Genomic DNA, 26,615 nt, shown 5'->3' with positions numbered 1-26,615 from the left:
GACTTCCCGGCGTAGCCATATCGGCGCCGTTCAGTTAGACCTTGGACCGTCCCCGTCCGAGAAAGGCTCACCGTGTCCCTGCTGCCGGAAACCGGCCGACGCGTCACCGAGATCGTCGCCCACGCGCAGTCCGCGGGCCGCGCGCCGTCCCTGGCGCTGGCGGTCGTCCGCGACCGCTCGCTGCTGCATTTCACCGGCGCCGGGCAGACCCCACCACCGGATCCCAAGACCCAGTACCGGCTCGGCTCGATCACCAAGACGCTCACCGCCACCCTGGTGATGCAGCTGCGGGACGAGGGCTTCTTCGCCCTCGACGACCTGCTCTACCGGCACCTGCCGGGCACCCCGGTCGGCGGCATCACCCTGCGCCAGCTGCTCGGGCACGTCTCCGGGCTGCAGCGCGAGCCCGACGGACCGTGGTGGGAGCGCAACACCGGCGGCGACGTGGACCAGCTCCTGGCCGAGCTGGCCTTCGACAAGATCGCCGGACCGCCGTTCCGGGCCTACCACTACTCGAACCTGGCGTACGGGCTGCTCGGCGCGGTGCTGCGGCGCGCCACCGGTGAGTCCTGGGCCGACCTGGTCGGCAAGCGGGTGCTCGACCCGCTGGGCATGAAGCGGACCACGTACTCCCCGGTCGAGCCGTACGCCCGCGGTTATGTCGTGCACGAACTGGACGACAGCCTGCACGAGGAGCCCCGGCTGGACTCGGGCGCGATGGCCCCGGCCGGCCAGCTCTGGTCGACGGTGACCGACATGGCGAAGTGGGCGGCGTTCCTGGCCGACCCGGCGCCGGCCGTGCTCAGCCGCGAGACCGTCGACGAGATGTGCACCCCGGTGGTCATCCAGGACGAGGCCTGGACCGCCGGGCACGGCCTGGGACCGGAGCTGACGCGGGTCGGCGAGCGGGTGTACGCGGGCCACGGCGGCTCGATGCCCGGCTACGTGTCCCAGCTGGTCGTGCACCGGCCCAGCCGCACCGGCGTGATCGCCTTCGCCAACTCGTACGGCCTGCGCGGCACCAGCATCCGGGCGCTGAGCCTGGAGGTGCTGACCACGGTCCTGGACGCCGAGCCGGTGGTGCCCGAGCCGTGGCGGCCCGCTCCCCCGCCGGAGGGCGAGGCCGCCGAGCTGTGCGGCCGCTGGTGGTGGATGGGCGCCGAGTACGAGGTGTCCGCCGACGGCCCGGACCTGGTCATGCGGCCGGTCGGGCCGGCCGCGCGGCCGCCGTGGCGGTTCGTCCGCGAGGGCCGGGACCGCTGGCGGGGCACGGCCGGCACGAACGCCGGCGAGGTGCTGACCGTGCTCCGCGACCCGGACGGCGCGGTCACGAAGCTCGACATCGCCACCTTCGTGTTCAGCCGCGACCCGAAGCACCTGGCCTGAGGCTCAGACGCGACCCGGCTTGAGCAGGGCGTTGAGCATGCCGTAGTCGGCCGCGCCGCACGCTTCGCCGTAGCCGCCCCCGCCGAGGGCCGCCTGGGCGACGGACGAGCCGAGGCTGATCCGGGCCACGCCGAGCGCGGACAGCTCCGCGACGCCCGGCGCGCCGGGCCCGACCATCGCATTGATCGGGGCGTCGATCCGCTCGACCAGGGCGGCGACGGTGGCCGGGTCGGTCACCCCGGGCACGAAGATGCCGTCGGCGCCCGCCGCCAGGTAGGCGGTGGCCCGCTCGACCGTCTCGTCGAGGCCGCCGCGGTGATCCGCTCGATCGCCGCGACCGCGGCGGGCAGCGCGAGGGCGTCGCCGTCCGGCGCTGGCCGAGGCGCTGCTCAGCTCGGCTCGGTGACGAAGTCGATGAGCCGCTCCATCGCGTTGATCAGCGGCGTCTCGACGTCCTTGTAGCTGTTCACACCGCCCAGGATCCGCCGCCACATCTCGTACGGCTCGGCGATGCCGACGGCCCGGCAGACGCCCTCCTTCCACGGCTGCCCGGGCGGGATCACCGGCCAGGCCCGCAGCCCGACCCGCGCCGGCTTCACCGCCTGCCACACGTCGATGTACGGATGCCCGGTGACCAGCACATTCGGGTCCTGGACCGCGGCGACGATCCGGCTCTCCTTGGACCCGGCGACGAGGTGGTCGACCAGCACACCGACCCGGCGGTTGCGGGCCGGCTGAAACTCGCGCACCGCGCCGGCCAGGTCGTCGATGCCGTCCAGCGGCTCCACCACCACCCCCTCGACGCGCAGGTCGTCGCCCCAGATCCGCTCGACCAGGGCGGCGTCGTGCACGCCCTCGACCCAGATCCGGCTGGCCTTGGCGACCTGGGCGCGTACCCCCGCGACCGCGACGGACCCGGAAGCGGTCCGCTGCCGTGCCGGGGTGGCTTGCTTGGCGGCGGGCCGGCGCAGCGTCACGACCTGGCCCTCCAGCAGGAACGCGGCGGGCTCTAGCGGAAAGTTGCGGCGCTTGCCGCGCCGGTCCTCCAGCACGACGGCGCCCAGCTCGAAGCCGACGACCGCGCCGCAGAACCCCGAATCGACGTCCTCGACCACCAGATCCCGCTCGGCGTCCACCTCGGGCACCACCTTGCGGCGCCGCCATTCACCCGCGAGCACATCATCGCCATACATGTCCCGCACGTTAACTTGTGGGTCCGGACACGCCGGTTCCGACGCTCCGACCGAGACAAGCTCGCCGAACGGCACGTACCCTTGCTCGCATGTCCCCCGCAGCAGATGCGGCGACACTCACGGCACGCCGGTCGACCCGGTTCGTAGCGTGGGTACGCGCCTGGCGGGCCGGTCTCGTGCCCTTCGACGAGCTGGCCGACGAGATCGCCGGCGACGAGGAGCACCTCGTCGCCGATGCCCCCGGCACGTGGACCGACGTGTCCATCGCCCACGCGCTACCCGCGTTCGCCAAGCTGCACCCGGACGACATCCGGCTGGTGCTGCCAGCCCCCGGCGACCCCCGCGGGCTACCCGGCCCCGGCGAGCTGACCGGCGCGGCGCTGCTGGCCGGCGAGGCCCTGGTGACGCCGTCCTTCGGGGTGGTGCCCGAGCTGCGCCGGCACACCTCCGGCTCGGGCGTCGAGTTCGAGACCGTACTGTGGCGCTTCTACCCGGTGCCGGCCTTCAAGCCGACGTTCCAGATGGGTTCCGCCGAGGCGGAGGCCGCGCTGACCACGGCGCTGGCCGAGGCGACCACGCAGCTGACCCGCCTCGACGTCGCGCATTGGCGCCCGGAGCTGGCGGGCGCGCTACAGGCGCTGCGCCGCCCGGAGAGCACCGCGACGCTGCCGCCGGGGTTCGACCCGCGCTCGCGCCGGCTCTTCGCCCGGGCCAGCGTCCTCGACCAGGTCCTGGTGCTGGCCGAGCACAACGCCCCCGGCGGCGCGGTAAACGGCTACGAGGCCCAACAGCGCGACGCCGCCCTGCGCCCGCTGACCACGGCCTGCCGTCAGGCACTGGTCGCGGCCTGCAACGCCCCGCTGCATGCCTGACAGATATGCGCACTGCACCTTCTGCGGCGCGCGCTTCGTGCCCGGGCAGGCCTGGCCGCGCCGCTGCGGCGCCTGCGGCGAGACCAGCTACCTCAACCCGACGCCGGTCGCCGTCGCGGTGCAGCCGGTCGGCGGCGGCCTGCTGGTCGTGCGCCGCGGCATCCCGCCGGCGCGGGACACCCTGGCCCTGCCGGGCGGCTTCATCGAGGTGGGCGAGACCTGGGAGCACGCGGCGGTGCGCGAGCTGCGCGAGGAGGTCGGCCTGGAGGCAGACCCCGATTCGGTACGGCTGTACGACGCGATCAGCGCACCGGACGGCACCTTGCTGATCTTCGGCCTGCTCCCGGCGTTGTCCACGGAGGACGACCTGCCGCCCGTGGTGCCGAACAAGGAGGCCCTCGGCTGGCAGGTGCTGCGCGCGCCGGAGCCGCTCGGCTTCGAGCTGCACACCCGGGTGGCGAACCGCTACTTCGCCCAGGTCGCCGCGGGCATGTAGCGGCCCGGCCTAGTCCAGGGCGAAGGTGCCCTTCGCCTCGAACAGTGCCAGATCGCGCAGGGCCCGGGTGACCAGGCCACCCGAGCCCGCCGGCAGCGCGTCCGGGGCGAACCAGCCGGCATCGACGCTCTCGTCGGTGACCCGCTCCAGCTCGCCGTCGTAGCCGTCGACCCGGCACATCAGGGCGATGTACTGATAGCGGTGCCCGTAGGGGTTGGGAAACCAGTCCCGCGCCCGGGTGTAGAGGCCGAACGGGGTGACCTCGCGCGCCAGCAGGCCGGCTTCCTCGCGGATCTCCCGGATGGCGCACTCGCGCAACGTCTCGCCCAGCTCCATCGTGCCGCCGGGCAGCGCCCAGGTCCGGTCGTCGGAGCGCTGGATCAGCAGAATCCGGCCATCCGCGTCGCGAACGAGCCCATGCGCGCCGACGGAGATGAGCACCCGCTCGTCGCCGGCGAGCGTGCGCAGGCCGCCGATGTACGACTCTTCCCAGGACAATGCCATGCCGCCACCCTGCCAGACCGGCGGGTGCGGCTCAGTGCGGCGGGTGCGCCGGGCACGCCGGCCTCCTGATGGCCGGCCCACCGCTCGCCTTGAGGCACGCAGCGCCCCCGCATTTGATGCGTTATGCGGTGATCCCTGAGAGACTGCAGGGCGTAAAGGAGCGTCGACCACCCGAGGGGGCACCTTGTCGTTCACCGACGAGGAGATCGCCTACCTGCGATCTCAACCGCTCGCGCGTTTCTCGACGATCGGGCCGCAAGCGCAGCCTGACGTCGTGCCGCTCGCCTTCGAGTTCGACGGGACCCACTTCTGGGTGGGCGGCTCGGGCGAGTCGGTCCACCGCACCCGAAAGATCCGGAACGTCGCGGCCGGCCATCGCCAGGTCGCCCTGGTGGTGGACGACTTGGTCTCGATGCAGCCGTTCATCGCGAGAGGAATTCGCGTCTACGGCAGCGCCGACGGTCCCATCGAGCGGACCGGGATGGTGGGGCCCGGCTTCTACCTGCGCGTCACGCCGAAGATCTCGTGGAGCTGGAACCTGGCCGGCGAGCCGGTCGGCGACGCGTGGTACGAGTCGAGGCGAGCGACCCACCGCCAGCCGTGCGGCTGATCAGATCGGAGCGCTCGCATAGGCGGTCAGCCGACCCATCCGTGCGCGGCCAAGACCTTGAGGTGAAGCTCATCCCGGGGCCGCCGGAGCAGTTTCTTGGTCTGGGCGATGACCGCCAGTCTCACAAACCGCACTCCTTCGATGACGTCGGAGTCATCGATCAGTCCATCCACATCCCAGATCTCCGGAAACCATCCATCGAGCACCTCGATCTGGCCGTCGAACAACAGGACGCGTTTGACTCTCGAAAAGGGAGCATCATCAACTTGCCCTAATTCGCGAACTTGATCCCACGTCGCGCCTCTGGCGATCACGTCGACATCGCCGGGGTCGGTTATCCAGCCGCGGGCGAATAAGGGCCCGCTGCCGGCCACGGCAAAGCCCTCCGGCGACAGGCCAAGACCCAACAGCAGCTTGAAGCCGGGATGCTCCAGGAAGCTCGTCATAGTGCCGACAATCCTAGTGCAAGGCGAACGGCCACGGCGCCGGTTATGGAGACCAGAACGCTCGCGAGCGTACCGACGATGATGTACTCACCGAGAATGGAACCCTTTTCCTCGTCCTGCACCTCGGGCAGACGAAAGAGAGCCTTGGCGGCAACCGCCAGGGCCGCGGCATCGGCCTGCCCACCTGCCACAAAGGTAAAAATGACCGCCCTTTCGACCCAGCCGACATATATCCCCGACGGGACGATGCTGTCGGCGTTCGCACCACTCGTGCTCAACCTCGACAGATACGGCCGCACCGCGAGATATGCCAGATCATTGCCCACGAATACCACCAGCAGGAGCCCCGATACGACTACCGCGACCTCGTCGCTGCCAGCTGATCTCGTCAACGCGCGGACATACTGCTCGCCGTAGAACGCGACCCAGGCTACCGGAATGGGGAGCAGCACCAATCCAGCGACGACCGCCGGCCTAACCGCCTTGTTCAAGTCCTTGAACGCGTCGCGGAATGTACGCGACGATGTTTCACCAGATGAATTGCCGCGCAGGAAGACGTTTGCCTGACTGGCGGCAACCGCGGTAACCCAGGTGAACGACGCAGCCCAGCCGTTCAGGGCCGGCACAACCGCGTAGCAGCCGAAGACTCCCGAAAACAGCAGCGCTACAAGTCGTCTCTCGCGCAACGCCGGCACGCTGGCCGGGAGGGCCGTAGCGACGAGAACGCCGAGTAGCAGCCTCGCTATCTCCAATCGGCACTCCTTCCGCCCCGGACGTACACACATCTCGGATAGCCCGCCAGAGGCGGGCACACCGAGCCGTCGAGGGGCTGTCCGGCGCCCCGGTCAGATCTCGACGATCAGGTCGGCGACGCTGTCCACGATGCGCGACGGCCGGTACGGATACCGCTCGCTCTCCGCCCGCGTGCTGATCCCGGTCAGGACCAGGATCGTCTCCAGGCCCGCCTCCAGGCCGCACAGCACGTCGGTGTCCATCCGGTCACCGATCATCGCGGTGCTCTCGCTGTGCCCGCCGATCACGTTCAGCGCCGAGCGCATCATCATCGGGTTCGGCTTGCCCACGAAGTACGGCTCGACGCCGGTCGCCTTCGAGATCATCGCCGCCACGGAGCCGGCCGCCGGCAGGGCGCCCTCGTTGGACGGCCCGGTCGGGTCCGGGTTGGTGCAGATGAACCGGGCGCCGTCGTTGATCAGGCGGACCGCCTTGGTGATCGCCTCGAAGCTGTACGTGCGGGTCTCGCCGAGCACCACGTAGTCCGGCGCGTAGTCGGTCAGCACGTAGCCGACCGCGTGCATCGCCGTGGTCAGGCCGGCCTCGCCGATCACGTACGCCGTGCCGCCCGGGCGCTGGTCGGCCAGGAACTGCGCGGTCGCCAGGGCCGCCGTCCAGATCGACTGCTCGGGCACGTCGAAGCCCATCCGGGCCAGCCGGGCCTGCAGGTCACGGGGTGTGTAGATGGAGTTGTTGGTCAGGATGAGGAACGGCTTGCCCGACGCCTTCATCCGGTTGACGAACTCGGGGGCACCGGGGACCGGCTCGCCCTCGTGCACGAGGACCCCGTCCATGTCGGTGAGCCAACTCTCGACGGCCTTGCGCTCGGTCATGAGGCTCCTCGGCGTTGCGGGGGCGGGCAGCAGTTGGCGGGGCACTGGTCCCAGATCGGCAGCGTACCGAGCCGCTCGCGGGCCGCGCCGCTCGTGCGCTCCTCGACCAGCTCGCGGACCATCGTGACGAACCTCGGGTCGGTGCCGGGGGTGGCCGCGCGGGCGTAGCCCAGGCCCAGCTCGGCGGCCGTGTCGCGGGCCTCGTTGTCCAGGTCCCAGAGCACCTCCAGGTGATCCGAGACGAAGCCGATCGGGCTCACCACCACGTCGGTGACATCCTTGGCGGCCAGCGCGGTCAGGTGATCGTTGATGTCCGGCTCCAGCCACGGCACCTGCGGCGGGCCGGAACGGCTCTGCCAGACCAGGTCCCAGGGCAGGTCGGGCGCGGCGGCGGCGTGCACCAGCGCGGCGGTCTCGTGCAGCTGGGCCTCGTAGCGGCCGCCGTCGGGCCCGGCGGTCTTGGCCATCGACACCGGGATCGAGTGGGCGGTGAAGACGATCCGGGTGCCGGCCCGGCGGGCCGGGTCCAGCCCGGCCAGGGCCGCCCTGACCGCGTCGGCGTGCGGCGCGACGAAGCCCGGGTGATCGTGGAACTGGCGCAGCTTGGCCACCGCGGGCGCGCCCGGGCCGACCTTGGCACGGGCCTGGGCGATGTCCTCCCAGTACTGCTTGCAGGAGGAGTAGCCGCCGTACGCGCTGGTGGCGAAGCCGAGCGCCGAGGTGACGCCGTCGTCGCGCATCCGCGCCAGGGTGTCGGCGAGCATCGGCTGCCAGTTGCGGTTTCCCCAGTACGTGGGCAGCGTCACACCGTGCGCGCCGAAGTCGGCCGTCACCGCCGCGAGCAGCTCCCGGCACTGCTGGTTGATCGGCGAGACCCCGCCGAAGTGGTAGTAGTGCTCGGCCACCTCGGCGAGCCGTTCCTCAGGGATGCCCCGCCCGCGCGTCACGTTGCGCAGGAAAGGCATCACGTCGTCGGGGTGCTCGGGGCCGCCGAAGGAGAGCAGCAGGAACGCGTCGTAACCCACCGCCCCATCCTCCCTCGCCGAGCCGGGGGCCGCACCTGCGCCCCCGGCCCCGTGCGGCCTGCGGTCAGGCGCCCAGCGCGTGGTAACCGCCGTCGACGTGCACGATCTCGCCCGTCGTGGCCGGGAACCAGTCGGACAGCAGGGCGCAGACCGCCCGCGCCGCCGGCTCCTGGTCGGCCAGATCCCAGCCCAGCGGCGCGCGCTCCGCCCAGGCCTCCTCGAACTGCTCGAAGCCCGGGATCGACCGCGCCGCCATCGTGCGCAGCGGGCCGGCCGACACCAGGTTGCTGCGGATGCCCTGCTTGCCCAGGTGCAGGGCGAGATAGCGGGACGCCGACTCCAGGCCGGCCTTGGCGACGCCCATCCAGTCGTAGACCGGCCACGCCTTGGTCGCGTCGAAGGTCAGGCCGACGATGCTGCCGCCCTGGCCCATCAGCGGCAGGCAGGCCGTGGCCAGCGACTTGTACGAGTACGTCGACACGTGCAACGCCGTGGCCACGTCCTCCCAGGGCGCGTCCAGGAAGCCGCCGCCGAGACAGCTCTGCGGCGCGAACCCGATCGAGTGCACCACGCCGTCCAGGCCGTCGACGTGCTCGCGCACCTTGTCGGCGATGCCGGCGAGCTGCTCCGGATTCGTCACGTCCAGCTCGATGACCGGCGCGGGCTCCGGCAGCCGCTTGGCGATCCGCTCGACCAGCGACATCCGGCCGAAGCCGGTCAGCACGACCGTCGCGCCGTTCTCCTGGGCGATCTTCGCCACCGAGAACGCGATCGACGCGTCGGTGATGATGCCGGTGATGAGCAGCCGCTTGCCGGCCAGCAGTCCAGACACTTTTCTGTTCTCCGTTTCGCAGAGCTGGGTCATCCAACGACTTCGCATGGGTCTTTCGCCGCGGGTGGGCTCAGTGACCCATGCCGAGGCCGCCGTCGACCGGGATGACCGCACCCGAGATGTATGCCGCGCCGTCACCGGCGAGGAACGTCACCGCCTGCGCGACCTCGTCCGGCGCGGCGAGCCGCCCGGCCGGGATCGCCTTGAGGATCTCCGCCTTGCGGGTGTCGGACAGCACATCGGTCATCTCGGTGCCGATGAAGCCCGGCGCGACCACGTTCGCCGTGATGTTACGGCTGCCCAGCTCCCGGGTGATCGAGCGGGCCATGCCGACCAGGCCGGCCTTGCTCGCCGCATAGTTCACCTGGCCGGGCCCGCCGTACAGGCCGACGACCGAGGAGATGAAGATGATCCGGCCCCACTTGGCCCGCAGCATCTTGCTGCTGGCACGCTTGGCGACCCGGAACGAACCGGTCAGGTTGGTGTCCAGCACCCGGGTGAACTGCTCCTCGGACATGCGCAGCAGCAGGGTGTCGTCGGTGATGCCGGCGTTGGCGACGAGCACCTCGACCGGGCCCAGCTCCTGCTCCACCGTCGTGAACGCGGCGTCGACGGCGGCGGAGTCGGTGATGTCACACTCGACGCCGAACAGGCCCGCGGGTGCGCCGCTGCCACGATGCGTGACGGCCACCCGGTCGCCCTGCTTGGCGAACGCCTGCGCGATGGCCAGGCCGATGCCGCGGTTACCTCCGGTCACCAACACGGTGCGGGCCACGCGTACTCCTTCGGTCGAGAACAGATCGTTCGCAGACTAGGCGTTACCTCCGGGTAGCACGAAGCCCGGCCCCGGTCATACCTGAGTAGGGCATCCAGATCATCCCTCAGGTGCACGACGGGCCGGGGCCGGTCGCCGTAGCCTGCCGGGATGGAGGTAACCGGTCCCCTGCGCCGGGTCGTGCTCGGTCCGGACCGTCGGCCGCCGCCGGCCCGGTCGCCCCGCTGGGCCCGATTCCGGCCGTACGGCGTACCGCTGGGCCTCCTCGCCCTGATCGGCCTGACCGTCGCAAACGGGACCTACCTGCTGGAGAACCGCGAGCTCAGCCAGCTCATGGCCATGCTGCTGGCGGTCTGGGCGGTGCTGCCGGTCGTGATCGCCGTGCGGCAGCCCCTGCTGGCCTGGCGCCTGGCCTATCCGTTGCTGTTCCTCGGCACCCTCGGCGCCGTCCCCAGCGAGTCCTGGCCCTGGTCCCCGGTGCAGATCCTCGGCTTCCTGCTCGTGCTCGCCGCGCTCGCCGCGCGGGAGGAGTCCGCCGTCATCGCCTGGGTGACCGCGCTCAACGTCGTGCCGGTGTTCCTGTTCGCGCCGCGCGCCAACGCGTGGGGCGCCGCGATGCTGGTGGTGGCGATCGCGCTCGCCGGCGACGTGGTGTCGCGCCGCCGGCGCAGCCGCGAGGAGCTGGCCCGGCAATCCGAGCTGACCGAGCTGGAGCAGGCCCGCCGGGCGGTGCTGGAGGAGCGGGCCCGGATCGCCCGCGAGATGCACGACGTGGTGGCCCACCACATGTCGATGATCGCCGTGCAGGCCGAGACCGCGCCATACAGGATCTCCGGCCTGCCGCCGCCGGCCCTGACGGAGTTCACCGCCATCGCGGCGGGCGCCCGGGAGGCGCTGACCGACATGCGGCGGCTGCTCGGCGTGCTGCGGGCGGAGACCGACGAGTCGCCCCGCGCGCCGCAGCCGGGGCTGTCCGACGTGCCCGCGCTCGTCGAGGCGGCACGACGGGCCGGGATCGAGGTCCGCCTCGCCGCCACCGAGGTCGGCGACGTCCCGGAGGCGGTCGGGCTGGCGGCATACCGAATCGTGCAGGAGGCCCTGGCAAACGCGGCCCGGCACGCGCCCGGCGGCCCGGTGCTGGTCTCGCTCAACAGCAAGGCGGACGAGCTGCGCGTGGAGATCGACAACGGCCCGAGCAAGTCCGCCACGATGCCCGAAAGCGGGCCCGACACGCCGGAGCCACCGGCCACCAACCCCCGCACGATCGGGGGGACGGCCGGCGGGCCCGGGCACGGGCTGATCGGCATGCGGGAGCGGTCCACCCTGCTCGGCGGCACGCTGAAGGCCGGCCCCGAGCCAAGCGGCGGCTACCGGGTCGCCGCAAGGCTGCCATTGCCGTCGCCGCCGCCCTCGCCACCCTCGCCCTCGTCGTCGCCGCCCCCGTCATCGCCACCCTCGCCACCCTCACCGCCCTCGCCGTCGCCCTCGCCGCAGGGGATCCGATGATCCGGGTTCTCATCGCCGACGATCAGGCCATGGTGCGGCAGGGGTTCGGGGCGCTGCTCGCGGCCCAGCCCGACCTGCTCGTGGTCGGCGACGCCCCGGACGGCGCGGCGGCGGTCGCGGAGGCCCGCCGGCTCGACCCGGACGTGGTGCTGATGGACGTCCGCATGCCGGTCATGGACGGCCTGGAGGCGACCCGCAGGCTGCTGACCCCGGGCTCCTCGGTCCGGGTGCTCATCCTGACGACCTTCGACCTCGACGACTACGTCTACGAAGCCCTGCGCGCCGGGGCCAGCGGCTTCCTGCTCAAGGACGCCCCGGCGGCGGATCTGGTGCACGCGGTCCGGGTCGTCGCCGCCGGGGAGGCGCTGTTGGCCCCCTCGGTGACCCGCCGGCTCATCGCGGAGTTCACGGCCCGCCCGTCCCGCACCCCGAATCCGCGACCCACCGCCCTGGCCGGTCTCACCCCGCGCGAGACCGAGGTGCTGCGGCTGATCGCCCGCGGCCGGTCCAACCAGGAGATAGCGGCGGAGCTGGTGGTCGCGGAACAGACGGTGAAGACCCATGTGGGCCGCATCCTGGCCAAGCTCGCCCTGCGCGACCGGGCCCAGGCGGTCGTCTTCGCATACGAGTCGGGTCTCGTCGCGGCCGGCGAATAGCCCCACGGTAGGGCCTCGATGTCAGCACCGTGGAGTGACGCCCCGGGCCACCCCGGCGCCGCAGGGTGCGAGCCATGCGAATCACCCTGCCGCTCTTGCTGCTGATCCTGGCCCTGCCGCTCGGAGTGTCCACGACGGACACCACGCCTGCCGCCACGCCTGCCGCCACGGCGATGGCCCACGCCGGCGAGCCCTATGCGTCCTGGGCGCGATCCGGGCGCCGGTTCCTCTCCTTCGATCCGCGCGGCGACGGCCGGGCCGTCGAGGTGCTCGGCGATCTGGCCACCGCCGAACGGATCGCGGTGCTCGTCCCCGGCGTGGACACCCGGCTGCGCGACTTCGACCGCGGCCTCGGCGGCGTCGCCCACCGGGCACCCGCCGTCCAGGCCCGAACCGTGTACGCCGCGCTGCACGCCGCAGCCCCCGACGCGCGGGTCGCGGTCGTGGCCTGGCTCGGCTACGACCCGCCGGAAGGGCTATCCCTGGAGTCGGCCCGGGACCTTCGCGCGCGGGCCGGCGCGGCGGCGCTGACGGAGCTCGTACAGGCGCTGCCCGCCCGGGCCGCGGTGACCCTCATCGGCCACAGCTACGGCGCGCTGGTCGTGGGACTGGCCGCACCGCACCTGCCCCGGGTCACGGACGTCATCGCGCTGGGCGCGCCGGGCATGGGCGCGAGCACGGCGGCCGATCTGGGCGGCGCCCGGGTCTGGTCGGCGCTCGCGGCCGACGACTGGATCCGGCGGATACCGCAACTGCGCGTGGGTCACCTCGGCCACGGCCGACGACCGTCCAATCCCGCCTTCGGCGCCCTGTCCCTGCCGACGACCGGTGTCATCGGGCACGACGGCTATCTGAGCCCGGGTTCCGCGACGCTGGAAGCGGTCGCCGCAGTCGTGCTCGGCCATCCCGCATCCGAGGCCACAGCTTCACCCTCGGCCTCCACCGCGACATCGGACACGACCTCGCACGAGGACATAGCCACGGCTCCAGACACGGCCACGGCTCCAAGCACGACCTCGCACGAGGACATAGCCGCGGCTTCGAGCGCGGCTTCGGCTTCGGGCACGGGCGTTGGCGTCGGGGGCGACAAGGTCGAGGGTGTCGAAAGCGTCACGGTGGGGTCGGCATGAGTGCCTTCCCGCGCGACCGGACCATCGACGCGGCTCGCGCTGGTGCGATCGTCGGTGTGGTCGCCGGGCATTGGCTGGTCACCGGCCTGGTCCCCGGCCCGGACGGTGTCACGACCGCGAGCCCGCTCAGCATGATGCCCGCCCTGGCTCCGGTCACCTGGCTACTGCAGACACTGGGCCTGCTCTTCTTCGCCGGTGGGTACGCCGCAGCCCGCCAGCCCGTCCGGCGACCCGGCCCGCGCAACGGGATCGTCCGGTTGGTGCGCGCGGTGCTCGGCCTGCTCGCTGGTCTGGCGATCGTCCTGTTCGCCGGGGCCGCGCTGGGGCTGTCCACGGCGACCCTGAGCACGATCACCGGCCTGGTCGTGAGCCCGCTCTGGTTTCTGCTGCCCTACCTTGGGCTACGCGCCGCCGCCGGCCCGCTGCGGCGGGTTGTCAGCCGGGTCGGGGTGCTCGCGGTGCTGCCCCCGATCGCGATGGTCGCGGCCGGTGACCTCGGGCTGCTGCCGGGGCTCGTGGCGCTCCCGGCTGCGTGGTCGGTTCCCTGGCTGCTCGGCATGGCCCTGGCCGCGAGGGACGAGGGCCGCACACCGCGCGCCACCAGCGACCTGACCGCCGCACCAGCACCGAAGTCCATCGACCGGGTCTGCACGCCGCCACCGACAACCAACGCCCCGGCCGATACCCGCACCGCCAACGGTTCGGCCGGCGCGCCGCCATCAGGCGCCGGCGGCTGGGTCGGCACCGCGCTCGTCTGCAACGGGGTCACGGTCCTGGCCGCCCTTATTCTGTTCGCCGGCTATCCGGTGAGTGCGGTCGGCGTTCCCGGTCAGGGACGCTCCAACCTCGACCCGCCCTCGCTGGCGGCTGTCGCGTTGGCGGTCACCCAGATCGGCGTCTTTCTGATGCTGCGGGGACCGCTCGGCCGGCTGCTGCGCCACGATCGGGCCTGGCGTCCGGTGGCCGCCCTGAACCGGGTCGCCGTACCGGTCTACCTCGGCCACCAGAGCGTGCTCCTCGCCGTCGCCGGCGCCGCCGCCCTCCTCGACCCGGCGATGCCCGGCCTGCTCACGGCTCCCGGCAGCACGGACTGGGTCTGGCATCGGCTCGCTTGGCTACCCGTTCTCGGCGGTTTGCTGGCCCTCGCGATACACCGACGATCCGCAAGCCAGCGCGGCTGAGCAACGAATACGAAGTTCACGATGATGCCCCGATCGGCGCACGCCGCCTGCGGTCCGGTCAGATGCGTCGTCAACAGGCCGAGGTACGCGAAACGCTGCAATGCCGGCTCGTCGCCGAGCTGCGGCACCGGCGCCTGCCCGCCCCGGCCCGGCCCGGCCCGGCCCGCAAGTGACCGGCCCGCAAGGGACCGGCCCGCAAAGAGACCGGCCCGAACCCGGAGATCTTGGTAATCAGCAGGCCCCGGAAAGACTTCTGCAAGGCCCTTCGGCACCCCACTGTCAAGCGACCTATTTCTGGCGTTATGACCGGTATTCCGACAAGGGATGCTCCGGCTGAGTCTCGTGCCGCCCGGCGTCGGCCGATGGTATGCCGTGGCGGCGTGGAGCCGGCCGAGCCGCGAAGCCCCCAGGATCTCGACCCCGGCGAAAGTCCCCAGGATCTCCCGGGTCGACCGCGCGGGGACCCACCACCACAGGCAGCCCACGCCGTAGCCATGCGGAACGAGGTACCGCTGCGTGGACATCCGCCGAGTGAACCCCCCGACCCCCAACACAGGGGCAGCTCAACGAAAGGTTGACGGTCCCGATTACCTTAGGTCCGGCTTAAGAGGTACGCTCGTCGACGGTTCCCGAGCCGCACTACTTACGGAGGTGATCGCTGTGCGAGATAGCGATCCTCCTAGTCGTGGCCGGGCCGTTCGTCAGCCGCTCTGACCTCGACCGCTCCGTGCCCTCACCGGCCGTGAGCCCGAATCCGATCCGCTGACACGAAGACCCACTCCGCTCCCCCTGCCGTTCCGCGGCCCCGGCTGTCTGCCGGAGCCCGGCGGCGTCGTGCCGCGCCGCGACGGAGCTGGGTGCCGGCCGCGACGCTCCGTGTGCGCACTTTCCCTGTCGGTAAGCCAACCGGAAAGTCACTGCCATGAGCAAGTTTGTCGCTCCTCTCACCTTCACCATCGCCGCCGCCTGGGTCGTCGTCCTCTTCGTCCTGGTGCACGGCGCGCCCTGACCGCCCATGACCCTGACCGGCGTCAGGGCAGTCGCGACGTCCACAGCAGACTCATCGCTCCGGCGATGAGTCCGAGCAGCAGGGCCACCCCGGCATACCACTGGGTGACCTCGCGGGGCTCGACGCGGTGGCCGATCGAGCTGCCCATGTCCTCGTAGACCTGCTTGAGCTCGGAGACCGACGCCGCCTCGTAGAAGTAGCCCTTGGTCTTGTCCGCGAGCTGCTGCAGCGACAGCCGGTCCACCGGCACCCGCTGCAGCTGGCCGCGGATGTCGACCACGCCGGTGTCGGTGCCGAAAGCGATCGTGGACACGGGCACGTTGGCCGCCTCGGCCGCCGCGGCCGCGTCCTCGATGGAGCGGCCCGAGGTCCGGTAGCCGTCCGAGAGCAGCACGATGCGGGCCGGCGGTGCGCCGTCGGCGCCGTCCGCCGGGACCGTGCGGATCGCGTCGAGCGAGGTGAAGACCGCCTCGCCGGTCGCTGTCGCCTCGGCCAGGGTCAGCCCGTCGATGCCCGCGATCACGGCGGCGCGGTCCTTGGTCGGTGAGACCAGGACGTTCGCCGCCTTGGCGAAGGAGACCAGGCCCAGGTTGTACGTCGGCGGCAGCTCCTGCACGAACGCCTTGGCCGCCTCCTGGGCCGCCTCGATCCGGTTCGGCTGGACGTCGTCGGCCTCCATCGACAGCGACACGTCGATGGCCAGCATCACGGTCGCCCGTTCCAGCGGCTCCTCGCGGTCGATCGACGGGCGGGCCATGGCGAACGCCAGCGACAGCAGGCTCAGCAGGAAGGCGCCGGCGGCCACGTGCCGGCGCCAGCCCAGGCCTTTGGGCGCCAGGCTGCGCAGCAGCTCCACGTTCGTGAACTTCATCGCGTACGTGCGGCGGCGGAACTGCCGCAGCACGTAGGCGCCGGCCACGGCCAGGACGGACAGGACGGCGAGCAGCCACCACGGCTGCAGGAAGCGGATCATCGCGTTGTCCCCCGGGTGCGAGCGTGTCGTTGGGCGGCCACAAAACGGACGACGTCCAGCAGCCAGTCGGTGTCGGTGCGCAACCTCAAGTGTGCGGCACCGGCCGCCCGCAGCGCCCGGGCAATCTCGCCGCGCTGGTTGGCGGCCGCCTCCGCGTAGCGGGCGCGCAGCGCCGGGTCGGCCGTCTGCACCTCGTGCAGCACGCCGGTCTCCGGGTCGGCCAGGGTCAGCACGCCGACGTCCGGCAACTCCAGCTCGCGCGGGTCGACGACCTCGATCGCCAGCACGTCGTGCCGGACGCCGAGCTTGCGGATCGGCCGGGACCAGCCCTCCACCGGCGCCATGAAGTCCGAGATGACCACGGCGACACCCCGGCGGCGCGGGGGCCGGTTCAGCATGTCGATCAGCTCACCGAGGTCGGCGCGTCCCGGCCTGACCTGGGTACGGGCGATCGCGCGCAGCAGCCCCTGCGCTTCCTTGCGGCCGGGGCGGGCCGGCATCCTGACGATCGGGTGGCCCTCCGGCGCGGGTGCGCTGCTCTCCCGCCGCCGGCGCCAACTGAAGCCGCTCTGCTCCTGGGCGGGCAGGCCGGAACCGGTGCCCACGACGGCGCCGATCCGGTTGCCGCCGCGGACGGTCAGGTGCGCCATCGCCGTCGCGGCCGCGAGCACCAGGTCGCGCTTGAGCATGGCCGCCGTCCCGAAGTCGAGGCTGGCCGACAGGTCGACTGCCATCCACGTCTCGAGCTCACGGTCGGCGACCGTACGCCGTACGTGTGGCTGGGTGGTCCGGGCCGTGACCGGCCAGTCCATCCGGCGCACGTCGTCGCCGGGCCGGTATTCGCGGCTCTCCCCCGCCTCGCTGCCCGGGCCCGGCAGCAGCCCGGCGTAGTCACCCTGCAGCAGGCCGTCCAGCTTGCGGGTGACCAGCAGCTGCAGCCGCGACAGCACGGCCTCGGCGCGGGTCGTGCTCGCGTCTTTCGTGGTGGGCGGGAGGCCGGCGGTCGTCACGGGCTGACCGTCACTGCTGTCCCGGCCAGGCCGGCTGCTGCGGGTGCCCGTTGGCCGGGACGCCGCTGGCCGGGGCCGGCACGCCGGACACCTGGTGGCCGTTGGGTGAGGCACCCTGGCGGGCGGCGACCGAGGGCATCGGCACGCTGGCCATGATGCGCGCCACGATGTGGTCGGCCGGGATGTCGTCGGCGAGCGCGTCGTAGCTGAGCACCAGCCGGTGCCGCAGGATGTCCGGCGCGATGTCCAGCACGTCCTGCGGCAGCGCGTAGTCGCGGCCGCGGAGCAGGGCGATCGCCCGGGTGGCGCGGACGATGCCGAGCGAGGCGCGCGGGCTGGCGCCGTACTGGATCAGCTGGGCGACGTCCGGCATGCCGTGCTGCGCCGGCGCGCGGGTGGCCAGCACCAGCCGGACCGTGTAGTCGACCAGGGCGTTGTGCACGAAGACCTGGTCGGCGCGGCGCTGCAGGGCGAGCAGGTCCGCCGAGGTGAAGATCGCCTTGGGCTCCGGCGGGCTGACGCCCATCCGGTAGACGATCTCGCGCTCCTCGGCGTCGGTGGGATAGCCGACCAGGATCTTCATCAGGAAGCGGTCCCGCTGCGCCTCGGGCAGCGGGTAGACGCCCTCCTGCTCGATCGGGTTCTGGGTCGCCATGACCAGGAACGGGTCCGGCACCGAGTGTGTCTCGCCGCCGATCGACACCTGGTGCTCGGCCATGACCTCGAGCAGCGCCGACTGCACCTTGGCGGGCGCGCGGTTGATCTCGTCGGCGAGCAGGAAGTTGACGAAGACCGGGCCGAGCTCGACGTCGAACTTCTCGCTCGACTGCCGGTAGATCCGGGTGCCGACGATGTCGGCGGGCACCAGGTCGGGGGTGAACTGGATCCGCGAGAACGTGCCGCCGACCACCCGGGCCAGGGTCTCGACCGCCAGGGTCTTGGCGACGCCGGGCACGCCCTCGAGCAGGCAGTGCCCGCGGGCCAGCAGCGCGACGAACATCCGCTCGATCATCCGGTCCTGGCCGACGATGACCCGCTTGACCTCGAACATGGCCCGTTCGAGCTGGGTGGCGTCCTGTGCGGGCGGCACCGGGCTGCCCGGATCGGCGCTGCTCGTGCCCTCGGGCGTGGTCGGCTCGGCCACCGGTCCTCCATCGAGATTCTGCGTATCCGGGTCGCGCCGGCACGGGTGCCGACGCTCAAGACTTACACGACCATGCTTGGAGCCGTCGGGCAGAGCCCCGACTCCACTCTGCTGTTCGGGTTTCCGGACGTGTCTGTTCAGCGTCGGGAGCGGCCCGAGAAGTCGATCTTTCTGCGCGATGCGCTCGAACGGGCACCCGCAGCGGGTAGACGGAAGGCCGGGCGGGACGTGTAACATTCAGCCCGTCGCCGGGCGACTTCCCCCGTGGTCGCCCGGCGCTCTAATCCATTTCGACCGGCTACTGTTCACTCGTGGTCGAGGAGCTTCCCCCGCAGTGCTCGCGCAAGGGCTGTCGTGCGCCCGGTGCCTGGTCGCTGCTCTGGAACAATCCCAAGCTGCACGATCCGGCGTACCGGAAGACCTGGCTGGCCTGCGACGATCACCGTGAGTACCTCACCGAGTTCCTCACCGCGCGGGGTTTCCTGCGCGAGGTGACCTCGTTCCGGACGCCGCAGAGCGACAGCACCCCATAGGCTTTCAGCGTGACCGAGCCCAGCGCCCCGGCGCCCGCCCCGACCGACCCGCTCGAGCCGTGGCCCGACACGGTCGACTGGCGGCCGGTCTCCCGCAGCCTGATCACTGTGGAGCTGATCAACAGGGCGATCTGGGTGGTCGCGATCCTGGCCGGGCTGACCGTCGGCTGGGTGCTGACCGGCCACTGGAGCTGGCCGACGGGGATGGCGGTGGTCCTGGTCTTCGCGGCCTGGCGCTCCGTGGTGACGGTCCGGGCCGTCAAAGCCTGGGGGTACGCCGAGCGCGACAACGACCTGCTGGTCCGGCACGGCCTGGTGATCCGCCGGCTGTCGATCGTCCCGTACGCCCGCATGCAGTTCGTCGACGTGACCGCGGGTCCGTTGGAGCGCGCGTTCCGCCTGGCCACGGTCCAGCTGCACACTGCGGCGGCGGCCACCGACGCCAAGATCCCCGGACTGCCGCCGGAGGAAGCATCCCGGCTGCGGGACAGGCTGACCGCGCTGGGCGAGGACCGGGCCGAAGGCCTGTGACCACCGCCTACCCCCGCCCCCAGCCGGAGCCCGGAGCACCCCGCGAGCCCGCTGCCACGGAGCCAGACATCCCGCACCCCGGCGCGGAGCCGGCCGGGGTGGAATCGGCCGGCGGCGCCGGGCCGAGCGAGGTGGTGGTCGACGAGCCGCGGCGCCGGTTGCATCCGCTCAGCCCGCTACTCAGCGGGGCCAAGTCCATCGTCGTCATCGTCGCCGCGCTGAGCTGGCAGACGTTGTCACAGGTGGGGGTCGAACGGTTCGCCCTGGTCGTCGCCGTCCTCGCGGTCGGCGTGGTGATCTTCTCGGTGATCGGCTGGCTGAACACCGGCTATCACGTGGTCGGCCGGGAGCTGCGGATCCAGGACGGGCTGGTCTGGCGGCGCAACCGGGCCATCCCGCTGGACCGGTTGCAGGCCGTCGAGCTGCGCCGGCCGCTGCTCGCCCAGCTCACCGGGCTCGCCGAGCTGCGGCTCGAGGTCGTCGGCGGGGGCAAGACCGAGGCGCCCCTGGCCTACCTGACCGTCCGGGAGGCCTCCGCCCTGCGGCAGCGGTTGCTCGCGCTCGCCGGCCGTACCAATGGCGCACCGGATCCCGCCGCGCCGCCGGCGGCCGGCCCGCCCGCGCTGGAACGGCCGCTCTTCCGGGTCAGCAACCGCGACCTGCTGATCAGCCAGTTGCTCACCCCGCAGGCCTTCCTGCTGCCGTTCGGCGTCGCCTTCGTGGTCATGCAGTTCGTCATGGAGGGCACCTGGACCTTCGTCGGCATCGCCAGCACCGTGACCGCCATGGCCGGCGTGCTGATGCAACCCGTCCGGCGGGTGCTGCAGGACTGGGAGTTCCGGCTGGCCCGCGACCCCGACGAGCGGCTCGCGGTCAGCTATGGGCTGCTGGAGACCCGCAGTCAGATCATCCCGCCGCACCGGGTCCAGTCCATCGGCGTGACCTGGCCGCTGCTCTGGCGCGCCAAGGGCTGGCTGCACATGCGCATGGACATCGCCGGATATGCGGGCCCGCAGTCGAACGACGACAAGCGCTCGGACCGGCTGCTGCCGGTGGGCGTCTTCGCGGCCGGCCGGGAGCTGGTGTGGGAGGTGCTGCCCGGGGTCGACCTGGCCACCCTCGCGACGCTGCCGCCGCCGTCCCGGGCCCGCTGGCTGCACCCGATCGCGCTGCGGTCGTTCGGGGCGGGGCTGACGCCCGAGGTCTTCGTGTCGCGGTCCGGGCTGCTCACCCGGGAGCTGACGATGGTCCCGTACGCGCGGCTGCAGAGCGTCCGGGTCGTGCAGGGCCCGCTGCAGCGGCTGCTGCGCCTGGCGACGGTCTACGGCGACACCGCGGGCGGCCGCTCCGGGGTGGCCCAGGACCGCGACATCGCCGAGGCCTGGTGGATCGCCGAGCAACTGTCGACCCGCGCCCGCCAGGCCCGCGGCACAACTCCGCAGGTCCCGACCCCACAGGTCCCGACCCCACAGATCCCGGCCGCGCCACACCCGGCCGCACCGCACCCAGCCCCGGCGGAGCCGGGTCCGCACCACGCGGAGCCGGACCAGCCCGGCGCGCCCGAGGACGACACATACTGGCGACGGCCGCCACGGTCTTAAGCTGTGCGCATGGAGCTTCCGGAGTTCTCCCCCGGGCTCAGCGCCCGGGTGGAGCTGACCGTCACCGACGCCGACACCGCCCAGTCGCTCGGCTCGGGTGATGTGCCTGTGCTCGGCACGCCCCGGGTGCTCGCGCTGGCCGAGGCCGCCACGGTCGCCGCGACAGCCCGGCAGATGCCCGGCGGACTGACCACGGTCGGCGTCCGCGCCGAGATCGAGCACCGCGCGCCGACCCCGCTCGGCCACCGGGTCACCGCCCTGGCGACCCTGGCCAAGGTCGACGGGCGCAAGCTCATCTTCGATGTCGCCGTCCGCGACGGCGAGGAACTGGTCGCGGAGGTCCGCGTCGAGCGGATGCTCCTGGACCGCCAGCGCTTCATCGCCAAGGCCCTCGGCGACTAGCCCGACCTATCGCGGATCGTCGGGAACCGTACCGGGCAGCCCGAAGGGCGCGAAGTGCTCCGCGCCGAGGAATGAGATGATCTCGGCGATCCGCTCGCCGCGCAGCGTGAGCACGGTGATCGACCAGGCCCTGCCGTCCAGATACTGCGCGACCGCCGCCTGCCCGTTCGCCGTCACCGGGACGTGCTGCCACGAGCCGCACGAGCTCAGGGGCAGCCGGACGGCGAAGTCGGTGACGGCCTCGATCCCCCGGTACCAGTGCGGCAGCGGCGGCATCGACCAGGTGACATCGTCGGTGAGCAGGGTGAGCAGACCGTCGACGTCGCCGCGTTCCAAGGCGGCGGAGTAGCCGGTGACGACCTGTCGCAGCCGCGCGTCGCCGAGCGTGCGCAGCGTCTGCTGCTGGCTGCGGGCCGGCACCTTCTCGGCCACGATCGCCCGGGCTCGCTGCAGCGCGCTGTCCACCGACGCGGTCGAGGTCGCGATGGCCTCGGCGATCTCCGCCGCCGAGAAGCCGAGCACCTCGTAGAGCAGCAGCGCCGCGCGCTGGTCCCCCGGCAGGTGCTGCAGGGCGGCGACGAACGCCAGCTCGACGGCCTCGCGCTGCTCATAGCGCGCGTCCGGCCGAGCGCGGGGCAGTTCCCCATCCGGGTACGGCCCGAGCCACGCGACCGCGTGCGACGGCACGTCGCAGAACACCGCCCGGGGACTTGACGGCCCGACGTCGACGGGCAGTGCGCGCCGGCCCTGGGCCTCGACGGCGTCGAGGCAGGTCCGGGTCGCCACGGTGTAGAGCCAGGAGCGCAGCGAGCCGCGGCCCTCGAAGCCGGCGAGCCCGCGCCACGCGCGCAGCAGCGCGTCCTGCTCGGCGTCGTCGGCCTCATAGGTGGAGCCGAGCATCCGGTAGCAATGCGCGTGCAGTTCCCGGCGTAACGGCCCGACGACGCGGTTGAACGCGTCGTCGTCGCCGCTGCGCGCCCGGACCAGGTCGGCGGGTTCGACGTGGGTGTCGCTCACTCTACGAATTGTGCCCGATACTCACCGCCGAACGACGCCACAGAAGCGAAACTCGAACGCCGCCGGGTCCCCGGCGAAACAGATGTGGTCGCCGGGAAACCTGGTGTGCGTGAGTTCGAGGGCGGCGGGCCGAGATACCGTGCCCGCGAGTCCGCGATGTGCCGTGGTTGGAACCGGGGCAGGGCGTGTTCCCCGACGAGCTCGAGGAGGCCGAGCGCCGCCAGGGTGTGCGGGTGCGATCCGGCGATGCGGTGCTCCTGCGGACCGGCTATGGCCGCGCCCGGCACCAGAGCGGTGCGGCCGGCGGTTTCACCCAGGCCGGCTGGCACGCGTCCTGCCTGCCGTGGCTGCGTGAACGGCAGGTCGCGCTGATCGCCGCCGACCCCCAGGACGTTCAGCCGTCGGGCTACGAAGACGTGTTGATTCAACCCGATCGCCACATTCTGACCGCGATCCCGGACCTTCCGCCCGCCGGCTCCAGCTCGGGTAGGGCGCGTGCCGTCCCGGTCAGAACGCGCGGCCGGCGACGCGCACCCGCTCGGCTGTCTGCAGCGCGCGGCGTACTTCGGAGGCCGCAACCGGGCGGCCCGGAGCCTGCAGCATCCGCTCATCGGGAGTGCCGTGGTCGGCGAGATAGAGGCGGGTGTAGGCCCCAGCCTCCGGCTCGAAGCGCCAGCTCTGCTCCAGCGGGCCGGCGTCGACGGTGTCGAAGCCCAGTCGGTCGATCAGCGCCGCCGCGTCGACTTTCGCCTCGGGGTGGTCACCGGCTATCGCCAGGGCGGTGCGGTCGGCGGCGCCGGCGGGGCGGGCCAGCTCGGGGATGTGGTGGGCCAGGATGTTGTTGAACGCCTTGACCAGGCGGGCTCCCGCGAAGTGCCGGTGAACCAGCTCGCTGGTGGTGAGCTTCTCCTCGTCCAACTCGGCGATGCGGCCGTCGCGGGAGGGGTAGTAGTTGCTGGTGTCCAGCACGATCTTGCCCGCGAGCGGTGCCGGCGGTACTCCGGTGTGCGCGATGAGCGGCACCGACAGGAGGACGAGGTCGCCGGCTTCGGCTGCCTGCTCCACCGTGCCCGCCGCGGCGAGCGGGCCGAGCTGCGCGATGAGGCCGGCGAGGGTCCGCGGCCCGCGGGAATTCGCCACCACGACGGGGATGCCGGCCGCCGCGGCGAGCCGAGCCACGGCTGTGCCGATGTTTCCGCTTCCGATGATGCCGAGGGTGGGCATGTCTGCTCCTGCTTCCGGATTGATGCAACAATATGGAGAGCGTCTCCGCTTTACTCGGACGACCATACGGAGATAGTCTCCGGATTGTCAAACAAGGAGGTGCCAGCCATGGCCGTGGCAAAGACCGGCGCACGTCAGCCGCGGACGGACAAGCAGCGGAACCGGACACACATCCTCGACGTCGCGCAGCGATTCTTCGCCGAGACGGGCGTCGCCGGCTCCATGGATGCCATCGCGAAGCGGGCCGGCGTCGGCCCGGGCACGCTCTACCGGCACTTCCCGAGCCGAGAAGCGTTGCTCGCCGCACTTCTGCAGGCGCGCGATGGGGAACTGGAGTCTCGCCGCGACGCCATCAGGCGCGAGGAAACCGATTCCAGCGTCGCGCTCGCTCGGTGGCTCGACGCACTGAGCGAGTGGGTGACCGCGTTTGACGGTCTCCCGGAACCTCTCCGGGTCGCGCTGGCAGAGGAGACCTCGCCCCTGGCCATCACCTGCCAGGGTTTCGTCACGGTCACCGACCAGTTCTTGCGTGCGGCCCAGCACGACGGTGGCGCCCAGCCCTGGGTCCGGGGACGTGACTTGTTCCTCGGCGTGTTGGCGACAGCCTGGGCGGGTGGCGCCGCCCTGGCCGATGAATCCTCACCTCAGGCGTTGCACGCCCTGATGCGATCGGGCTGGGTCAGGCGACCGAGTTGAGCAGGTCGGCGGGCACGTCGGGCCGTTCCAGTGCGACGAAATGGCCGGCCTTGGGCACCTGGGTGAACTCGGCGTCGGGCAACTGTCGCCGGTTGGCCTGCCGGTCCGAGGGCCGGGACCAGTCCTGCTCGCCGTAGATGAGGTGAACGGGCGCGGTGACCTGGGGGTAGCGGGCGCGGGCCGCAATGAGGCTAGGCAGGTTGCGGTAGACGGCGCGGGCGACGGTCGAGTAGCCGGGGTGGTGGCCGACCTTGAGCAGTTCGTCGAGGTAGTCCTCGCGCAGCGCGGCCGGGTCGCCGAGGCCGCCGGCCAGGATGGCGCGCATGACGGGTTTCGGCTCCAGCCGGGCGAGCAGCGAACCGATCCCGGGTGTGATGACGCCGGTGACGATCAGCCGGGCCAGGAGACTGGATCTGGCGATGCCGCCGGCATAGTCGTACGGGTTGACCGACACCACGCGGCGAACCCGGTCGGGCAGGTCGGCCGCCGCGGTGAGGACGAGCGTGGCGCCCAGCGACTCGCCGAGCAGGAGGTGGCGGAAGTGTTCGGCCTGGGTGCGCACGGTGTGCAGCAGCACCAGCGGTGCGCCGCTGCCGCCGGTGAGGTAGCGCAGCCGGCCCTGGTGGCCCTGGTCGCGTGACCCGATCGGCTCGAGGAACTGGCTGCGGGTTCGGGGGATCCTGATACTGGATTCGGTATGGCTGATCGTCGGCATGCTCGCCGGGCCGGGGTCTATCCGGCCGGGCGGGAGGCGAGCCGCCCTGCGCGAGATCGGCTACGGCGTGCACCGATTCGCCCGCATCGCCGGCTACACCGCCGTTTCGCGGGACATCCTCGCCGACCGGCTGCGCAAGCTCGAGGCCGCCGGGGTCATCGAGCGCCGGCAATACAGCGAGCACCCGCCCCGCTACGAGTACCACCTCAGCGAGGCCGGCGAGGAACTGTTCCCGGTCACCCTCGCCCTGCAGCAGTGGGGCGACGAATGGGCGGTGGACACCCCGGCAATCACCCGCCGGCACACCTGCGGCCAACCGGTCCAGGTCGACCTGCGCTGCCACCACTGTGGCCAGCCGGTCACCCGCGACTCCATCCACACCGAGCTCGCCGACGCCTGACGGCCCTGGACGCTCGCCGGCATCGCCGCGGTCGGCGGGCTGCCGCAGACCGGCGAGGGCAGCGTTAGATGAGCGCGCCCCAGCGGGCGGTGAGCTCTTCGGCGGTCGGCATCGCCACCGCGCCGCCCGGGCGTTCGCAGACCAGGCCGGCCACCGCGAGCGCGAAGCGCACGTAGCCCTGCCAGCCCTCGGGCTCGGCCGGCACGCCGTCGGCCAGCAGGCGCCGGACCAGGGCACCCATCACCGAGTCGCCCGCGCCGGTGGCGTCCACCGCCTCGACCGCCGGCGCCGGCAGCATGACCCCGTTGCCCCCCGTCGTCGCGACGTAGGCGCCCTTCGAACCGCAGGTGACCACGACCGCCTTCGCGCCGGTCCCGAGGATGCGCTCGGCCGCGGCGACCGGCCCCGCGCCGTCCCAGAGCACCTCGGCGTCCGCCGAGCTCAGCTTGACCAGGTCGGCCGTCGCGAAGAACTCCTCGACCAGGTCGCGCAGTTCGGTGACCGCGGCGGCGTCGGGCAGCAGCTTCGGGCGCACGTTCGGGTCGAAGACGCGCAGCGGCCCCGGCACCGCCCACGCTTTGCGGGCCGCCGACCGGAACGGCTCGCGCATCAGGCTGATCGACCCGGTGTAGACCACCGCGGCCTCGGCGACGACCTTCTCGTCGATGTCCTCCGGGCGCAGCAGCGCGTACGACGGTGGTTCGCCGTAGAACTGGAACGTCGGCTCGGCGCCGTCGAAGGTCGTCACGGCCAGCGTGGTCGGCACGGGCACGCGGGTCAGGCCGGTCGTGCCGACGCCGACCTGGCGCAGGAACGCGGCGATCCGGTCGCCGAGGGTGTCATTGCCCAGCGAGCCGAGGTACTGCACCTCGCCGCCGAGCCGGGTGACGCCGACCGAGACGTTGAGCGGGGCGCCGCCGATCGCCTGGCGGTAGATCAACTCGCCGTCGCGTCCGGTCTCCAGGAGATCCACCAACGCTTCACCGAGCACCACCGCGTAGCCCATCCGGAATCCCTCCATGTAACGCCGTTCTGATGTCGTCAGCCTTACGCCCGGGACCCCAGAAATCCAGCCACTCCCGGATCCTGCCTGTCATGTGGAGGTTATGTGGTTGTTTGACAT

The 26,615-nt window shown here is 72.0% G+C and carries 30 protein-coding genes and 1 pseudogene; 15 read left to right on the top strand and 16 right to left on the bottom strand.

Going from position 1 to position 26,615, the window contains the following annotated elements; all coding sequences use genetic code 11:
• The first annotated feature begins 72 nt into the window (after positions 1 to 72).
• On the top strand, positions 73 to 1,386 hold the full coding sequence (locus DMB66_RS06135; protein WP_125803023.1) for a serine hydrolase: 1,314 nt from the start codon (positions 73 to 75) through the stop codon (positions 1,384 to 1,386).
• A gap of 3 nt (positions 1,387 to 1,389) precedes the next feature.
• Here the strand turns inward: DMB66_RS06135 and DMB66_RS65765 are convergent, their stop codons facing one another.
• Positions 1,390 to 1,878: an isocitrate lyase/phosphoenolpyruvate mutase family protein gene (locus DMB66_RS65765; RefSeq protein WP_125803022.1), complete on the bottom strand. Its 489-nt coding sequence runs from the start codon at positions 1,876 to 1,878 to the stop codon at positions 1,390 to 1,392.
• A complete protein-coding gene (locus DMB66_RS06125) occupies positions 1,776 to 2,579 on the bottom strand; it encodes a DUF3097 domain-containing protein (RefSeq protein WP_125803021.1) in 804 nt (267 codons plus the stop codon). Before DMB66_RS06125 ends, DMB66_RS65765 begins: the two co-directional genes overlap by 103 nt.
• 89 nt (positions 2,580 to 2,668) lie before the next feature.
• Here DMB66_RS06125 and DMB66_RS06120 point away from each other — a divergent pair, with 89 nt between their 5' ends.
• Positions 2,669 to 3,451, top strand: coding sequence for a hypothetical protein (locus tag DMB66_RS06120; RefSeq protein WP_125803020.1), 783 nt, complete (start codon positions 2,669 to 2,671; stop codon positions 3,449 to 3,451).
• Positions 3,444 to 3,947, top strand: a complete 504-nt coding sequence (locus DMB66_RS06115) for an NUDIX domain-containing protein (RefSeq protein ID WP_125803019.1) — start codon at positions 3,444 to 3,446, stop codon at positions 3,945 to 3,947. The genes DMB66_RS06120 and DMB66_RS06115 overlap by 8 nt, the downstream gene beginning before the upstream one ends.
• Positions 3,948 to 3,956: 9 nt before the next feature.
• On the opposite strand, the gene DMB66_RS06110 is transcribed toward DMB66_RS06115, so the two are convergent.
• Positions 3,957 to 4,451 carry an NUDIX domain-containing protein gene (locus DMB66_RS06110; RefSeq protein ID WP_125803018.1) on the bottom strand — a complete coding sequence of 165 codons (495 nt, stop codon included), beginning with the start codon at positions 4,449 to 4,451 and terminating at the stop codon, positions 3,957 to 3,959.
• Between the two features lie 184 nt (positions 4,452 to 4,635).
• On the opposite strand from DMB66_RS06110, the gene DMB66_RS06105 reads away from it, so the two are divergent.
• Positions 4,636 to 5,061: a PPOX class F420-dependent oxidoreductase gene (locus DMB66_RS06105; RefSeq protein WP_125803017.1), complete on the top strand. Its 426-nt coding sequence runs from the start codon at positions 4,636 to 4,638 to the stop codon at positions 5,059 to 5,061.
• 26 nt (positions 5,062 to 5,087) lie between these two features.
• On the opposite strand, the gene DMB66_RS06100 is transcribed toward DMB66_RS06105, so the two are convergent.
• The 6 genes from DMB66_RS06100 to DMB66_RS06075 all read right to left on the bottom strand — a co-directional run bounded on the left by DMB66_RS06100 (position 5,088) and on the right by DMB66_RS06075 (position 9,764).
• Positions 5,088 to 5,507: a hypothetical protein gene (locus DMB66_RS06100; protein ID WP_125803016.1), complete on the bottom strand. Its 420-nt coding sequence runs from the start codon at positions 5,505 to 5,507 to the stop codon at positions 5,088 to 5,090.
• Positions 5,504 to 6,259, bottom strand: a complete 756-nt coding sequence (locus DMB66_RS06095) for a hypothetical protein (RefSeq protein WP_125803015.1) — start codon at positions 6,257 to 6,259, stop codon at positions 5,504 to 5,506. The genes DMB66_RS06100 and DMB66_RS06095 overlap by 4 nt, the downstream gene beginning before the upstream one ends.
• A gap of 93 nt (positions 6,260 to 6,352) precedes the next feature.
• Positions 6,353 to 7,132 (bottom strand): HAD-IIA family hydrolase, encoded by a 780-nt coding sequence (locus DMB66_RS06090; protein ID WP_125803014.1) that lies wholly within the window; start codon positions 7,130 to 7,132, stop codon positions 6,353 to 6,355.
• Complete coding sequence (locus DMB66_RS06085; protein ID WP_125803013.1) at positions 7,129 to 8,157, bottom strand: ferrochelatase; 1,029 nt, start codon at positions 8,155 to 8,157, stop codon at positions 7,129 to 7,131. The genes DMB66_RS06090 and DMB66_RS06085 overlap by 4 nt, the downstream gene beginning before the upstream one ends.
• 64 nt (positions 8,158 to 8,221) lie before the next feature.
• A complete protein-coding gene (gene fabI, locus DMB66_RS06080) occupies positions 8,222 to 8,989 on the bottom strand; it encodes an enoyl-ACP reductase FabI (RefSeq protein ID WP_125803012.1) in 768 nt (255 codons plus the stop codon).
• A gap of 70 nt (positions 8,990 to 9,059) precedes the next feature.
• On the bottom strand, positions 9,060 to 9,764 hold the full coding sequence (locus DMB66_RS06075; protein WP_125803011.1) for a beta-ketoacyl-ACP reductase: 705 nt from the start codon (positions 9,762 to 9,764) through the stop codon (positions 9,060 to 9,062).
• A gap of 150 nt (positions 9,765 to 9,914) precedes the next feature.
• On the opposite strand from DMB66_RS06075, the gene DMB66_RS06070 reads away from it, so the two are divergent.
• The 4 genes from DMB66_RS06070 (at position 9,915) to DMB66_RS61030 (ending at position 14,237) form a co-directional block, all read left to right on the top strand.
• Entirely contained in the window at positions 9,915 to 11,270 is a 1,356-nt protein-coding gene (locus tag DMB66_RS06070) for a sensor histidine kinase (RefSeq protein ID WP_125803010.1), read from the top strand.
• Positions 11,267 to 11,926, top strand: a complete 660-nt coding sequence (locus tag DMB66_RS06065; protein WP_125803009.1) for a response regulator transcription factor — start codon at positions 11,267 to 11,269, stop codon at positions 11,924 to 11,926. The genes DMB66_RS06070 and DMB66_RS06065 overlap by 4 nt, the downstream gene beginning before the upstream one ends.
• Before the next feature lie 74 nt (positions 11,927 to 12,000).
• Positions 12,001 to 13,056, top strand: a complete 1,056-nt coding sequence (locus DMB66_RS06060; RefSeq protein ID WP_125803008.1) for an alpha/beta hydrolase — start codon at positions 12,001 to 12,003, stop codon at positions 13,054 to 13,056.
• Entirely contained in the window at positions 13,053 to 14,237 is a 1,185-nt protein-coding gene (locus DMB66_RS61030) for an acyltransferase family protein (protein ID WP_158647150.1), read from the top strand. The genes DMB66_RS06060 and DMB66_RS61030 overlap by 4 nt, the downstream gene beginning before the upstream one ends.
• 1,031 nt (positions 14,238 to 15,268) lie before the next feature.
• On the opposite strand, the gene DMB66_RS06050 is transcribed toward DMB66_RS61030, so the two are convergent.
• The 3 genes from DMB66_RS06050 to DMB66_RS06040 are packed head-to-tail and all read right to left on the bottom strand — an operon-like array spanning position 15,269 to position 18,373.
• Positions 15,269 to 16,219 carry a VWA domain-containing protein gene (locus DMB66_RS06050; RefSeq protein WP_125803006.1) on the bottom strand — a complete coding sequence of 317 codons (951 nt, stop codon included), beginning with the start codon at positions 16,217 to 16,219 and terminating at the stop codon, positions 15,269 to 15,271.
• Positions 16,216 to 17,229, bottom strand: coding sequence for a DUF58 domain-containing protein (locus tag DMB66_RS06045; protein ID WP_125803005.1), 1,014 nt, complete (start codon positions 17,227 to 17,229; stop codon positions 16,216 to 16,218). The genes DMB66_RS06050 and DMB66_RS06045 overlap by 4 nt, the downstream gene beginning before the upstream one ends.
• Before the next feature lie 10 nt (positions 17,230 to 17,239).
• Positions 17,240 to 18,373, bottom strand: a complete 1,134-nt coding sequence (locus DMB66_RS06040) for a MoxR family ATPase (RefSeq protein ID WP_233624331.1) — start codon at positions 18,371 to 18,373, stop codon at positions 17,240 to 17,242.
• Between the two features lie 311 nt (positions 18,374 to 18,684).
• On the opposite strand from DMB66_RS06040, the gene DMB66_RS06035 reads away from it, so the two are divergent.
• The 4 genes from DMB66_RS06035 to DMB66_RS06020 are packed head-to-tail and all read left to right on the top strand — an operon-like array spanning position 18,685 to position 21,440.
• The gene (locus DMB66_RS06035; protein WP_125803004.1) at positions 18,685 to 18,906 is read left to right on the top strand and encodes a hypothetical protein; all 222 of its coding nucleotides are present in this window, start codon (positions 18,685 to 18,687) and stop codon (positions 18,904 to 18,906) included.
• 9 nt (positions 18,907 to 18,915) lie between these two features.
• Positions 18,916 to 19,437, top strand: coding sequence for a PH domain-containing protein (locus DMB66_RS06030; protein WP_125803003.1), 522 nt, complete (start codon positions 18,916 to 18,918; stop codon positions 19,435 to 19,437).
• The gene (locus DMB66_RS06025) at positions 19,434 to 21,038 is read left to right on the top strand and encodes a PH domain-containing protein (RefSeq protein WP_199752055.1); all 1,605 of its coding nucleotides are present in this window, start codon (positions 19,434 to 19,436) and stop codon (positions 21,036 to 21,038) included. The genes DMB66_RS06030 and DMB66_RS06025 overlap by 4 nt, the downstream gene beginning before the upstream one ends.
• Before the next feature lie 9 nt (positions 21,039 to 21,047).
• Positions 21,048 to 21,440, top strand: coding sequence for a thioesterase family protein (locus DMB66_RS06020; protein WP_125803002.1), 393 nt, complete (start codon positions 21,048 to 21,050; stop codon positions 21,438 to 21,440).
• Between the two features lie 6 nt (positions 21,441 to 21,446).
• On the opposite strand, the gene DMB66_RS06015 is transcribed toward DMB66_RS06020, so the two are convergent.
• On the bottom strand, positions 21,447 to 22,457 hold the full coding sequence (locus DMB66_RS06015) for a sigma-70 family RNA polymerase sigma factor (protein WP_233624330.1): 1,011 nt from the start codon (positions 22,455 to 22,457) through the stop codon (positions 21,447 to 21,449).
• 158 nt (positions 22,458 to 22,615) lie between these two features.
• Here DMB66_RS06015 and DMB66_RS65185 point away from each other — a divergent pair.
• Positions 22,616 to 22,837 (top strand): annotated as a pseudogene (locus DMB66_RS65185) (cyclase family protein); the annotation flags it as partial.
• A gap of 127 nt (positions 22,838 to 22,964) precedes the next feature.
• Here the strand turns inward: DMB66_RS65185 and DMB66_RS06005 are convergent.
• Entirely contained in the window at positions 22,965 to 23,681 is a 717-nt protein-coding gene (locus DMB66_RS06005) for an NADPH-dependent F420 reductase (RefSeq protein WP_125803000.1), read from the bottom strand.
• A 108-nt stretch (positions 23,682 to 23,789) separates the two neighbouring features.
• On the opposite strand from DMB66_RS06005, the gene DMB66_RS06000 reads away from it, so the two are divergent.
• Positions 23,790 to 24,377 (top strand): TetR/AcrR family transcriptional regulator, encoded by a 588-nt coding sequence (locus DMB66_RS06000; RefSeq protein ID WP_125802999.1) that lies wholly within the window; start codon positions 23,790 to 23,792, stop codon positions 24,375 to 24,377.
• Here DMB66_RS06000 and DMB66_RS05995 read toward each other — a convergent pair.
• Entirely contained in the window at positions 24,361 to 25,092 is a 732-nt protein-coding gene (locus DMB66_RS05995; protein WP_125802998.1) for an alpha/beta fold hydrolase, read from the bottom strand. The two genes, DMB66_RS06000 and DMB66_RS05995, sit on opposite strands and share 17 nt — an antisense overlap.
• On the opposite strand from DMB66_RS05995, the gene DMB66_RS05990 reads away from it, so the two are divergent.
• On the top strand, positions 25,091 to 25,492 hold the full coding sequence (locus DMB66_RS05990) for a helix-turn-helix domain-containing protein (RefSeq protein ID WP_125802997.1): 402 nt from the start codon (positions 25,091 to 25,093) through the stop codon (positions 25,490 to 25,492). The genes DMB66_RS05995 and DMB66_RS05990 overlap by 2 nt on opposite strands.
• A 64-nt stretch (positions 25,493 to 25,556) precedes the next feature.
• Here the strand turns inward: DMB66_RS05990 and DMB66_RS05985 are convergent, their stop codons facing one another.
• Entirely contained in the window at positions 25,557 to 26,498 is a 942-nt protein-coding gene (locus tag DMB66_RS05985) for a carbohydrate kinase (protein WP_125802996.1), read from the bottom strand.
• Between the last annotated feature and the right edge of the window lie 117 nt (positions 26,499 to 26,615).

The organism is Actinoplanes sp. ATCC 53533 (assembly GCF_003947245.1).
The sequence above is the reverse complement of the archived record's forward strand: the minus strand, read 5'-3'. Positions and strand labels throughout refer to the sequence as shown.